This is a genomic window from Achromobacter agilis, assembly GCF_900496965.1.
Lineage (GTDB): Bacteria > Pseudomonadota > Gammaproteobacteria > Burkholderiales > Burkholderiaceae_B > Achromobacter > Achromobacter agilis.
In genome coordinates this window covers 165,715-177,016 of sequence record NZ_UFQB01000012.1, presented here as the reverse complement: position 1 = coordinate 177,016, position 11,302 = coordinate 165,715, and the positions used below count along the sequence as shown (strand labels likewise).

11 protein-coding genes are annotated in these 11,302 nt (G+C 61.5%); 1 reads left to right on the top strand and 10 read right to left on the bottom strand.

Annotation, left to right across the window (positions count from 1 at the left end; translation table 11 throughout):
* Positions 1–298: 298 nt before the first annotated feature.
* The 6 genes from AGI3411_RS16070 to AGI3411_RS16045 all read right to left on the bottom strand — a co-directional run bounded on the left by AGI3411_RS16070 (position 299) and on the right by AGI3411_RS16045 (position 6,489).
* Positions 299–1,261 (bottom strand): hypothetical protein, encoded by a 963-nt coding sequence (locus AGI3411_RS16070; protein ID WP_129528368.1) that lies wholly within the window; start codon positions 1,259–1,261, stop codon positions 299–301.
* Positions 1,249–3,153 (bottom strand): ORC-CDC6 family AAA ATPase, encoded by a 1,905-nt coding sequence (locus AGI3411_RS16065; RefSeq protein ID WP_129528367.1) that lies wholly within the window; start codon positions 3,151–3,153, stop codon positions 1,249–1,251. The genes AGI3411_RS16070 and AGI3411_RS16065 overlap by 13 nt, the downstream gene beginning before the upstream one ends.
* Positions 3,150–4,409: a metallophosphoesterase family protein gene (locus AGI3411_RS16060; RefSeq protein WP_129528366.1), complete on the bottom strand. Its 1,260-nt coding sequence runs from the start codon at positions 4,407–4,409 to the stop codon at positions 3,150–3,152. Before AGI3411_RS16060 ends, AGI3411_RS16065 begins: the two co-directional genes overlap by 4 nt.
* Positions 4,410–4,446: 37 nt before the next feature.
* Positions 4,447–5,295 (bottom strand): DNA adenine methylase, encoded by an 849-nt coding sequence (locus tag AGI3411_RS16055; RefSeq protein ID WP_129528365.1) that lies wholly within the window; start codon positions 5,293–5,295, stop codon positions 4,447–4,449.
* A 131-nt stretch (positions 5,296–5,426) separates the two neighbouring features.
* Positions 5,427–6,200 (bottom strand): nucleotidyltransferase family protein, encoded by a 774-nt coding sequence (locus tag AGI3411_RS16050; protein WP_341867916.1) that lies wholly within the window; start codon positions 6,198–6,200, stop codon positions 5,427–5,429.
* On the bottom strand, positions 6,178–6,489 hold the full coding sequence (locus tag AGI3411_RS16045) for a hypothetical protein (RefSeq protein WP_129528364.1): 312 nt from the start codon (positions 6,487–6,489) through the stop codon (positions 6,178–6,180). The genes AGI3411_RS16050 and AGI3411_RS16045 overlap by 23 nt, the downstream gene beginning before the upstream one ends.
* A gap of 563 nt (positions 6,490–7,052) precedes the next feature.
* Between AGI3411_RS16045 and AGI3411_RS16040 the strand changes: the two genes are divergently transcribed.
* Positions 7,053–7,265 carry a hypothetical protein gene (locus AGI3411_RS16040; RefSeq protein WP_129528363.1) on the top strand — a complete coding sequence of 71 codons (213 nt, stop codon included), beginning with the start codon at positions 7,053–7,055 and terminating at the stop codon, positions 7,263–7,265.
* A gap of 46 nt (positions 7,266–7,311) precedes the next feature.
* Here the strand turns inward: AGI3411_RS16040 and AGI3411_RS16035 are convergent, their stop codons facing one another.
* From AGI3411_RS16035 to AGI3411_RS16020, 4 genes are all read right to left on the bottom strand, one after another.
* Positions 7,312–8,169, bottom strand: coding sequence for a class I SAM-dependent methyltransferase (locus AGI3411_RS16035; protein ID WP_129528362.1), 858 nt, complete (start codon positions 8,167–8,169; stop codon positions 7,312–7,314).
* Between the two features lie 89 nt (positions 8,170–8,258).
* A complete protein-coding gene (locus tag AGI3411_RS16030; protein ID WP_129528361.1) occupies positions 8,259–8,534 on the bottom strand; it encodes a hypothetical protein in 276 nt (91 codons plus the stop codon).
* A gap of 277 nt (positions 8,535–8,811) precedes the next feature.
* Positions 8,812–9,981 carry a CMD domain protein gene (locus tag AGI3411_RS16025; RefSeq protein ID WP_129528360.1) on the bottom strand — a complete coding sequence of 390 codons (1,170 nt, stop codon included), beginning with the start codon at positions 9,979–9,981 and terminating at the stop codon, positions 8,812–8,814.
* A 20-nt stretch (positions 9,982–10,001) separates the two neighbouring features.
* Positions 10,002–11,300, bottom strand: coding sequence for an acyl-CoA thioesterase/bile acid-CoA:amino acid N-acyltransferase family protein (locus AGI3411_RS16020; protein WP_129528359.1), 1,299 nt, complete (start codon positions 11,298–11,300; stop codon positions 10,002–10,004).
* Positions 11,301–11,302 lie beyond the last annotated feature (2 nt).

Here is an 11,302-nt window from a genome sequence, read left to right as displayed (position 1 = left end):
TGCTCAGGCGCATCGGCAACAACGGTTTTTAACCCTGGACTCTATGTCGGTGCCGTACTAAGTCTGGGGGCAGGTCAATGGCACACGACAGCCAACGGTGACATTCGCGGATTCCATGACAATCTCCTTTCGCGTAAAGGGAGATTCAGTGTGCTCCTACGGAGGGTCGCTATCCGACCCAATGCAGTCATTCGAGCAGCCCCCGGCAGTTTCTGCTGTGCAGCGATCTCGGTCGGTCAGCATTAGTAATTCTTAGCAAGGGTGCTCTGGAGTCAAGGCGATGTGCCCACCCCGACGGTTAAGTGTTAGCGGCGGTTTCCGAGGCGGGCTCGATGCGGCAGCCCATGATCACCGCATGCAGCGATGGCTGACTCATATCGGAGCTGCTGGTGTTCTCGCCGTCGACAAACCAGACGGCAGCTTCGTCGATGACCATCGCAACCAGGAGTGACAGCCCAAAAAAGATTTTCGGGCCGAATGGCAACAGGATCGGGCGCGCTACGTTGCGCATGCCGCGCACCAACGATAGCAGCGTGTGATAGGCGTCGACGGGCGAGAGAACCTCGTATTCCAACTGTCTGGTCTTATCAAGCAGTAGCTCTTTGTTCTGGAGATGGACCTCGCGGAAATATTCTCCCTCAGGAGATGTTGGCACTAAGAGCCAAGTGTCGCCTGGCTCCAGATATTCCGCCGCGCCGATGGCTTTGCCTTTCTCATAGCCGAGGGCGATGACCAACTCGATCGGACTGTCTGGGGCGGCTGTCCAGCCTGCGAACTCGCTGTTCACCGGGGCGATTCGTCGAATGGCCGTCGACCAGCTCACTGGTGGCTTCACGAACCGCGCCAAGCTGTAGGTTATCTGCAACTCGACTGGCCCTTCTGTGGCCAGATCCTTGACCGCAGCAAAGAGGGCACCGATGTGCTGTCGGGTCAGGCATGAAAGGTCGACAAGAATTGATGCGACTCCATCCTCATCACGCGTCAGAGTGCGGACCGTGTCACAGGTTGCGGAGCATGTCAGCTGCTCGACCTGCTGATGGCGCAGCGACTTTTGGTCACTGGTTGCAGGAGTGTCGCAGACGGAGACTACCCGCGAGCCATTCTTGCCGATTTCGGCCCGTAGCAGATTGAACATGTGGCCGCGTCGCGAACCGGAGTCCGCGGCCAGGATCACAAGCGAGAAGGCCTCGTTGAGGCTTGTTGTCGGCTCTTTGCCCTCGATTTTCTTCTGCTTCAGGTTGCGGACGACTAGTTGTCCCATAGGTCTCTCTGGATCGATTTCTCGGCTAGATTTGCGGCGGGATCGTCGAGGCTGACAGGTGTATCCGGCTTAGCCTCCAAGATGGTCGAGAGTGATACCGACTTCGATTTCCGCATCGGTAATTTGAAGACCGGGGCGAGCAAATAGGTCAGACGGAATCGCAGGCCGCGCAGGGTGCGAAATCCACCGACGTCCGCCGCGATCTGATAGCAGACGATTGCACCATGGTTCACGGCGATCCGCAGGGCATGTTCCACGTCGTCGCTGACTCGTTCATCAACAATGAACGACATGGGCGGGTCTTCGACGAAGGTCGCCCTGACGAGACGGTCGTGGAAGTAATCACCGATCTTGGACAGTACGTCGTAGATTGGCGTGGACGTCTTAATAGAGCCGAACTGTTCGTTGGCGACGGACTGCAACATTTCCGCGTAGCGCTGGCAGTTCCATTGCACCGCTGCAGTCTGCTGCGGTGTTGGTACCGGGAAGTGGATCTGGTCGCTGTTTGACATGATTCGCGTGATCAGACCAATCAGCCACCGTGGATTCCCCTCGCTGATCGCCGCGATGGACTCCCACCCGGAGTAGGCCGCGTTGAACGGCTTGACGCCGCGCTTCTTGCCATCGCCCTTTCCCTTGTAGGCATTGCGGAAAGCTACCAATGGCGCAACCTTGCGCAGTGTATTGCCGTTGAGGTCGCCGGGCTGCATTCCCAACTCAAGCGACAGGTCGATCTGCTTGCGGTGCAGAAACTCACGAAAGGTTGGATCTTTCTGGGCTAGCGCTTGGAACTGCTCTGTAACCTGTTTCTTATTGCGTCCTGTTAAGGTGAACAGGCCCAGCTGCGCGACGTCTTCGCTGTCGTCGACCACGGCGTAGGCCGAGGTGCCGAAGACATCGTTCGGCATCTTGCCAGCGAGCGCAGAGTAGTTGCTGCTGCGTGACAAAAATACCTGCTGGCAGAACTCGATGGCCTCGGTCTTATCTGCATACCACAGCTGGACCTGCTGCACGTCATTGTTCTGGCTGGGTAGGGCATTGCCCTGCTGGTCGTAGAGTAGGTCTGGGCCGCAAGGAGCCAGCGCTACCTTCAATAGGAGCTTATGCGCACCGCTTGCCCGCATCGCGGCCAGCACCGTCTTTTGCAGGTGCATGGGCGCCACCTCGAATTCATCGAGCAGCAGGCACCAGCGGTGGTCCGGCCTGCGATAGGCAGCATCAAAGGCCTGCAGCGCTTGCGAGGCGGACTCCAGCATATCAATGCCCAGGTATCCCTGATTTGGGCGGCCGGTGTGCTTTAGTTTGGCCCGAAGCCGGGCGTCGCGCTTGATGTCAAGCAGCCGTTCCCTAAGGGCATCGACCAAACTGGTCGGGGATAGCGATACGGGCTGGACCTTCCATAGCTTCGCGATCGTCGCTACGACCCGCTCCAGGTCAGCCTGTGTCGGTTTGCCCGTCGTATTATCGACGCCAGGCTCAAGACGAAGCACGGGGTTTAGCTCCGCATATCGGTCCATGGCGCTTGCTACGGAGAGCAGCACGTGTGTGACAAAAGCTGCCTCAGAGAACAGGACGCCGATGGTTTCGTCTTGACCGGCCTCGATCAGCGATTCAAGCATCGTGCCCCAGGCGATGTCCGAGGGAACGTACACGCCCGTGTAGCCGACTGTCTGCTTGTATGGCTCGGCGGTGGCTCCGGTCCAGGCTTCTTGTCCTTCCACGCTGAGCATCTTGAATAGCGTCGTTTTGCCTCCGCCTCGCGGCCCCACTAGCACCGAATTCCAAGCGCCAGCTAGCTGGGTGAACTTCGTGGACGGAACAAACGTCCTTGCCACCTCGTAATAGGACATCGCCTTGGCGTTGAAGGGTTCGAGGAAGGTTTGGCGACTCATGGGGCTGCCTTTTCAAGCTTCTTCCACTGACCGTTCTTGATATCGACTTGGATATGCAAGCGGTGTCGAGCGCGCAGGCGCTCGCGGACTTGGTTGCGGGCTTCTGGTGGCAATAGGCCAGCGTCAGGCACCCTGCGAATGACTTCGTCCCAATCCATAGGCAATGGCGCCAGCGCCGCGATGTCGGTGATCACGCGCCCCGGGTCTCGTGCGCCGAAAGTCGCGCCGTCGTAGATGCCATCACCGTCCGGTCGGGCCGGCTCCCAGCCACGCCCGGTGGACCAGTCCCAGGTTTGGAACCGGCCCGTTAGTCCCCGGGGTTCCAGGCGGACTTTGAGCAGGTAGAACTGGTTCCTCACGGTGCCTTTTACTGCCTCAATATGGATTGCCAGACTGGCGGCGCCGAAAACGACGGGCTGAAGGCCGCTTCCGGATGCGTGGCCCAGTCGAGCCTCATGCTTGTGACCATGCACCACCAGCCAGTCGCCCTGATCGGCCAACAGCTTCAGTAATTCCTGTCCGTTGTCGACGAAATCGTGGGCGCCGGCTCCATCCTGCGTATGCGACTCAGGGGGGTGGTGCATGATGGCCACGCTGATCCTCGTGGGATCGCACTGGGTCAGCGCGACCTTGAGTTCGTTGACGGCCGACTGAGGGAAGGTGCCTCGTTCATGCTCGAACTCGTCGTGACCGTGCTCGCCGCAACTGTTCACGATCAGTATTTGATACTTGGCTGCCATTACTAGCAATAGCCCGGCGCCGAAATAGCGAATGCGATGGTCCCGTCCCTGCTGGTGATCAGCGTCGTCGCGGGTCACCGACGGATAGGGCGGGTGCAGACATTTGAGCTGCTCGAACGGGCCGTAGCCGGCTCTGAGGTTGCGTATTACCGCCTTCTTAAACGTCTCGGCTTGGCTGCGTGATGTTACGTCGTGATTGCCTGTAGCGCACACCACGTGCTCGCAGTTCATGAGTTGGCCCAAGTCGACCAGATGCTTCCACCCGGCAGACAGTGTCGTGGGGCTGCTCTGGAAGGCGATGTCGCCCGGGCACAAGATCGCGTCCGCTTCCAATCTCTGAGAAGCAACCAACTCGGTGAGCCCCGCCCATGGGTTAGTGGTCGGAATGTTACTGGCCAGTTCACCGTTCTTCTTGATCTTGAGATGGGATCCGTGCTCTTCGGTGAAGTGCGGATCCCCCAGGATTGCAAAAACGGCCTCGACGGTGTCCTTCTGTTGTTCGGTAACGTCCTCCACCGCGACGAGCTCCCTTGAATATTGGTTGGCCGGGATGCTAACCGCGCAGCCAGTCGTAGTTCGACAGCAGAACTTCGTCGGCAGACCTCCGGGCCGCTGTGAAGCCTGCGACGTTGCGCGCAACAGTAAGGTCATGGCGCCGCCACTTCCTAAGGCCTTGCAGCACGGTTGTGGCCGGGGAATAGGACAGCAGGATCTTAGCGCCGCGGCGGTCGGCAGATCGAAGTGCTGCGATCAGGCGACGTTCGTCCTTCTCGCGGAAGGCATCGCAGCCGTATTCACCCCGGTCGCGCTTGTCACCCAGCGCATAGGGCGGGTCGAGATATACGAAATCGCCGCTTCCAGCCTCGGACAGGATTTCTTCGAAGTCGCTGCAGCGCAGGTCGGCCGTCTTCAGTCGGCCAGAGAATGCCTTGAACGAATCGAGGTCGGGCATGAAGAGGTGACCCTTTCCACGCGCCACGTTGAATTGGCCTGCGCGGTTGGTCCGATACACCCCATTGAAGCAGTAGCGGTTGAGGTAAACGAACTGTGCTGCGCGCTCGAAGGCGTTCAGGCGATCTCTCGGGATCGCGCGAATCGCATAGTAGTCATCTGGAGTGTTGCCCAAAATGGATGCCCGTTCCCACACAGCGCGCGGGTAGCGCTGGACGGTGCGATAAGTCTCGATCAGCGCCTCGTTCAAGTCGCCAAGGATCGCGTTGCCAGTACCCAGGCGCAGGAACAGCACAGCCGAGCCCGCGAATGGCTCGATGTAGCGGTCAGCGTTGTGGGGTGCGGCAGTGAGCAGTACTGGAAGCAGCTTCTTCTTGCTGCCGGCCCAGCGAAGCAGCGGCTCAACCCCACCTGCGGCGCCTAATTTTGGCAATATGGACTCAGCTTGCATAAGCCAAGATTATGAACGTAAATTTGGTTACATGCCATCATCAACGCATCGCACCACCGAGTTTGACGGCATCGTCGCCAAGCTAAGAAGATTTTGCGGTCAAGAACTGCCCACAGCAGCCCTATGTGCGGTCAGGGAGTACAGATCGAAAGCCGAGGCCATCGGTGGCTGAATCGCTTGGAATTCACACGGTGCATAAACGTTGAGACGCTCGCCCGACGAGAGTTGTGCCGAACTCGCAGTTCAAACAGGTCATTCAATCCGTACGGCGCTATGACCTTCAATGATTCATCACCGTCCAGGTAAATGCCAACGCAGGTGGCGAACTCTGGCCAAGTGGCCAGCCCATCGTCCAAAGACGTTAGGGGTGAAATCACCTGGCCGAGGGCTTCTGCGAACCACTCGTGCACTCTGGCCTGGTTTGTCACTTCCCAAGTGAGCGAGGGAAGGAGAAGATGCAGCCGCTCTTGAAGTTCGGCATCCAGAGCTAGAGGCGCTTCGGCATCAAAGTACGCGACGTCCACGTCATCCACGTTCGATGGCACCTGAAAGCCATGCAAGTTATCCCAAACCAAGGATCTGATGGCCCCTGCACCGATGCACCACGAGGGTAAACCAAGGCAGCGAACCGCCCGCAGCGCTGCCATCAGTTGCTCAGAGGATTCGACGAGGTCGCATAGTCGTTGCTCATAGCCTGCCCGAACGTTCGCCATCATTTCGCCGGAAACTGGAATCTCGGGTTGGTTGATATGTGGAAATAGCATATCCGGAATCATCGGCCGTCCGCTTCTGGCCGAATGCCGACCTTCGCATTTCTCGTACTTTGGCAGCACTACGGCGAATTGACATCCGAGCGATGCCAATTCGCGCCAGCCGTTCGAATTAATGAACCGAATTTTCGTCATCGGCGAATCCAATGGCTACCTGCACGCCATGAAGCGCTGTCCCCACCAGATCCGCAACATGATCGCAAAGACTCTCAATCCCGCCTAGCAAATTGGAAGTCACCCATGGATCCAGCGGTTGCGCGCCAGTACTCTCCGGTTCGTTCGCGCTATTACCCACGATCCGCGCAATGGCCCAGATTCCCTGGCAAGCTCGTTCTATTTTCCGAAGGTCCGCAAAGCGAATGGAGCCAATCTCCGGATCATCCGGCGTGGCCCAGCGGTCAAGGGTGTAGGGGTGGTCGTTCATGGCAGGCTCCTGTTGGGTATGGAACCCGCGCCCCGCTGTCAATCGGGGTGGGCGGGCACAAGGCCGGGTTGACAGACCGGTAACAGGAGTAACCGGCGCACGCGAACGTGCCCCAGCCTAGGCCCGCCCATAGCAGGGACGTGCGTCGGCCTACGGACGTAAAAACGCCGCTATTGCAGCGGCTGTCCGCTCCTGTTGATTCCGGCTGTCAATCCGGAGGATCGTTGGTGCGATCGCAGGGCGAGTATAGGCGCAACGCATATTGGCAGCAGTGCCAAAGGTGGCATTTTCGTCCCTTTCTGAGAAGAGCGCTCAAAAACAAAAGGACCGTGTGCGGTCTTTTGTCAATTTTCATGTACTTTGCGGCAAGAAGAGCCGATCTTTCAACGCCTGCAACCCAATGCGTTCAGGCGCCTCGGTCAACTGCTCGGAAGGCTTTTCCTCGGCAAATCCTTCTGCCGCGCAATGATCAATTCACTCGTGATCAAACGTATCCGTTTCCGACTCCACCCGAATTCGCCATCTCCATCTCCTACACTACCCATCAATCACCAGGGAGAGATATGTCGATTCAAACCTTAAGCCGCTGCAGCATCATCCTGTTTCTCTCCGCGCTGACTTCGGGTTGTTCAATAGGCAACGAGTGCGCGTGGTACCGCAGCAGCTGCATGTATGAAGGCCAGTACGAACAGGGCGAGGAAGACTACGCGGAATCCGAAGCGCAGCGCCTGAACAAGAATTCAACCGATCGCTTGCGCCGTAGCTCTGGCGACTGATCCCTAGATCGAGCCTTTCCCGCTAGCGGAACATGGCGGCCGCTTCTCAGGCCGCCGTCGTCGGCTCCGGCAGGAAGAACCGATCCTTCAATTCCTGCAAGCCAATCCGCTCCAGCATCTCCGTCAGCCGCTCAGCCGGCTTCCTGCGCGGCAAATCCTTGTATTGCGCAATGATGAGTTCATTCTTCATCGAATGTTCCCACCCGACCAGCTCGGTCACGCTGACCTGGTAGCCGTGGGCTTCCAGTTGCAGGCAGCGCAGCACATTCGTGATCTGACTCCCGAACTCCCGCGTATGCAGCGGATGCCGCCAGATCTCGGCCAGCGGATCGGCCAGCGCCTTGGCTTTGTTCTTGCGCAGTACGGAAGCCACTTCGGCCTGGCAGCAGGGGACGACCACGATGTACTTGGCCTTCTTCTCCAAGGCGAAGTGGATCGCGTCGTCGGTGGCGGTGTTGCAGGCGTGCAGAGCGGTGACGACGTCGATTGTGGCGGGTAGTTTGTCCGAGGTGATGGAGTCGGCGACCGAGAGGTTCAGGAACGACATGCCGGTGAAGCCCAGGCGCTTGGCCAGTTCTTCCGATGACTTCACCAGTTCTTCGCGGGTTTCGATGCCGTAGATGTGGGAGCCGTTCTTCAGCGCCTCGGGCTGTTCCTTGAAGAACAGGTCGTACAGGATGAAGCCCAGGTACGACTTGCCCGCGCCGTGGTCGGCGAGGGTGACGGCGCCGCGTTGTTGTTGGACGTCTTTGAGCAGCGGTTCGATGAACTGGAACAGGTGGTAGACCTGTTTGAGCTTGCGGCGGCTGTCCTGGTTCATCTTGCCGTCGCGGGTCAGGATGTGCAGGGCCTTGAGCAGTTCGATCGACTGGCCGGGGCGGATGTCGTGGGTTTTGTCGGACATGGGGTAAGGCAATGCGCCCCGCGATGGGCGGGGCGCAGGGGAAGGCGGAAAGTGGCAGTTTAACGCTTCTATAGGGGCCGTCGTGCTGCTCAGGGCCCGCCGCCGTATTCCTGTTCGCTACGCGCAGCGCCCGGGCATTGGGCGTCGAGCGATGCGCGGTAGGCGATGCAGCCTCGCATGAACTGAGGCCAGGCGGGGACGATGGGAGGCTTGCCGGCTTGTTCGGGCAGCAGGTCCCATAGTTGTGGATGGTGCCAACAGAGGTCGTGGCCGGTGGCGTCGCGGTGGGCGCGCACGCCGGCGCGCAGTTTTCTGATTTCGCTGATGAGCTGCTCGCGCGTCATGGCGTCAAGGTCGTGGTCCATGGCTGGGCTCCGTGTCTTGTTCGCGTGGGCGTCTGCCGCGGCGGGCCGAAGTGGGACGGGCGGCAGGATGGCTGGCGGCGGGGAGGCCGCTGGGACCAGTGTACGGCGATGGTTGATTTGTGTCTGACACCCGGGAGCAGGGGGTCATGTTTGAAGGTCTGCGCGTGGGGTGTCAGACACTGAGTCTGGGCAGCGCTTCAAGTTGGATTTGTGTCTGACACCCGCAAGCAGTGGTCCATGTTTGAAGTTCTGCTCGTACGGGTGTCAGACACTGAGATCACGCCTGCGGGAATACCGGCTCGCCCAGGTTCAGCATCAGGCGATTCGCCCACGCGAAGATCGCGTCCGAGTGCAGCAGGTCCAGGACTTCGCCTTCGTTCAGGCCCACGTCCTGCAGGGCCTGGATGCTGTCGGCGTTCACCGTCGCGGGGGCGTCGGTGATCTGGATGGAGAACTTGCCAATCGCCAGTTCACGCGCCGTGGTGCCTGCGGTGGCGGGGTCTTCGAAGACCAGGGCGATGACGTCGTTGCGCTTGGCCAGCTGCTCGAAGCGCTGGGCGTGGACCGAGGCGCAGTAGACGCAGCCGTTGACGCGGGACACGACGGTGGCGCCCAGTTCGCGTTCGGCGCGGGACAGGCCGCCGGGCGCGTACATGATGGCGTTGAAGGCGGTGGAGCGCTGGCGCAGGATTTCGGGTTGGTGGACCAGGAACAGGTAGTAGTCCGAGACCTTGGCCTTGGGGTGGCTTTCTTCCAGGACGGCAACCTGTTCGGGCGTGGCGGTTTCGACGTTGACGACATCGAGCCAGGCCTTCCATTCCAGGCTTTCGTTGGTGAAGCCGTGGGCCTTGATGACGGCGCCGGGCGCGGTGGCGGCGGTGTTGGGCGGGAAGGGCGCGGGCGGGTTGCCGGCGGCGCGGCTGGGCTGGCCTTCCAGGGCCTTCATGGCTTCCAAGCCGGCGACGAGGCGGACCTGGTAGGACAGGAAGGCGATGAGCTGCGACAGGGTGACCACGGCGGGCGTGGAGACGCCGGCGGCGGGCAGGGTCTTGAGCGCGGCTTCGTCGCCTTCGACGGGCTTCTCGATCAGCTTGCGCGTGTATTCGAGGATGGCGGCCAGGCGCGGGGTGGACGCGTCGGCGGGCTTGCCGGATTCGGCGACGGCGATGTCGGCCGGGGTGGCGCCGGCGTCGGTCAGGCGGGCGCGGTAGTGCGCGGCCAGGACGGGCGAGGGGGTGATGCGGGTGGCGTACAGCGCGACCAGCAGGCGCTCGGCCAGCGACAGGCCGGGCAGGGCGGGGTCGAACAGGGCGTCGTAGCTGCCTTGGGTGGCGGCGGCGACTTTCTCGCGCTGGTGGCGCGCTTCGTAGGTCTTGCTGCCGGGCGCCAGGGCGATCAGGCGATCGACCAGGTCGTCGGTGACGTTGTAGACGATGGGTTCAGCCATGCGGGATCTCCTTGTTTCTCTCAGGCGGCGCGGGCGCGGACGGCGGCGTCCAGGAACTTCAGCACGCCTTCCCAGGATTCCTGGTCGGCGCGGGCGTTGTCTTTGGGGGTGCCGCCACTGGTGCTGATCTTGCCGGACACGGGGTGGGCGTAGACGTGCTGGGTGGTGGGCACGTACGGGAACAGGATGGAGTGCCCGCCGTTCTCGTAGTCCAGCCATTGGACCGGGTAGGGGTGCTTCACCTCGGCCAGCTTGTCCTTGACCATCTTGGAGTACAGGCTGGACGGCCAGGAACCGTCGTCGGTGCCGGACAGCATGATGACGGGGCCCTGGATGTCCTCGACCTTGATGCGGGCGCGGGCCACGGCGTCGGGGTCTTGCAGGGCGGTGAGGATGGCTTTCTCGTGGCGGTGCGGGGCGGGGCCTTCGTCGAAGGGGGCCCAGGTGGCCGTGCGGTTGTTCTCCCAGACGTGGGGGATGGGCTTGCCGCCCAAGAGCCAGGTGGGGCCTTCGCGGCCGATCTTGGGGTCGCAGGCGTTCTGGCCGCTGTGGACGACGGCGCCGGGCACGTAGGCGACGACGGCCGAGACTTCCTCGGGGAATGTGGCGCCCAGAAGCAACACCAGTTCGCCGCCGCGCGACTGGCCGCTGATGGCGACGAAGTCGTGCTTGGGCTGGACCTTCTTGCGCAGCCAGCGCAGGCCGGTCTGGAAGTATTCCAGCGGGGTGTTGGAGATGTAGTCCGACAGGCCGGGCGCCTTGAAGTAGGCGAGCGCGAAGGCGGCGTAGCCGCGCGAGGCGTAGAGCGCGGCGCGCGGTTCGTTGATGCCGCCGCCCGAGCCGTTCAGGATCATGACGGCGGGGTGCGTTCCAGGGCCGGCGCCGGGCGGCAGGTACAGCGTGCCGACCAGGCCTTCCTCGCGCACGTCCTGGCGGGTGACGCCCTCGCACGCCAGGCGCTGGATGAAGCTGGCCTGGGCCTGCGCGCCGCCGGCGCGCGCCACCACGTCGGTGACCAGGGGCTCGGCGACCGGCAGGTTGAACTGTTCGCGGCTGGGCGAGTCCACGGGCGACTGCGACCAGATCAGGCCCATGGGGGCGACGCCGGCGTAGTCGCCGGACGCGGGGGCGTCCCGGCTCAGGTCGACGGTGCCGTGCGCATCCGCCACGAAGGCGGCCTGGCTTTGCCAGAGCACGCCCTTGCGGCGGGTCAGCGCGGTGATCTCCACCGTCTGGCCGGGCTGGGCGTGATCGACCCGGATGTGGCGCGGCACGTCGATCAGCGCGTCCGCGGGGGTGATGGAAAGAGTAAGGGCCATGG

Excerpts from the sequence above, each read along its gene's own strand:
- AGI3411_RS16065 (WP_129528367.1), bottom strand. The coding sequence starts at position 3,153 with ATGAGTCGCCAAACCTTCCTCGAACCCTTCAACGCCAAGGCGATGTCC.
- AGI3411_RS16040 (WP_129528363.1), top strand. The coding sequence starts at position 7,053 with ATGTCGATTCAAACCTTAAGCCGCTGCAGCATCATCCTGTTTCTCTCC.
- AGI3411_RS16030 (WP_129528361.1), bottom strand. The coding sequence starts at position 8,534 with ATGGACCACGACCTTGACGCCATGACGCGCGAGCAGCTCATCAGCGAA.
- AGI3411_RS16025 (WP_129528360.1), bottom strand. The coding sequence starts at position 9,981 with ATGGCTGAACCCATCGTCTACAACGTCACCGACGACCTGGTCGATCGC.
- AGI3411_RS16070 (WP_129528368.1), bottom strand. The coding sequence starts at position 1,261 with ATGGGACAACTAGTCGTCCGCAACCTGAAGCAGAAGAAAATCGAGGGC.
- AGI3411_RS16050 (WP_341867916.1), bottom strand. The coding sequence starts at position 6,200 with ATGACGAAAATTCGGTTCATTAATTCGAACGGCTGGCGCGAATTGGCA.
- AGI3411_RS16045 (WP_129528364.1), bottom strand. The coding sequence starts at position 6,489 with ATGAACGACCACCCCTACACCCTTGACCGCTGGGCCACGCCGGATGAT.
- AGI3411_RS16055 (WP_129528365.1), bottom strand. The coding sequence starts at position 5,295 with ATGCAAGCTGAGTCCATATTGCCAAAATTAGGCGCCGCAGGTGGGGTT.
- AGI3411_RS16035 (WP_129528362.1), bottom strand. The coding sequence starts at position 8,169 with ATGTCCGACAAAACCCACGACATCCGCCCCGGCCAGTCGATCGAACTG.
- AGI3411_RS16020 (WP_129528359.1), bottom strand. The coding sequence starts at position 11,300 with ATGGCCCTTACTCTTTCCATCACCCCCGCGGACGCGCTGATCGACGTG.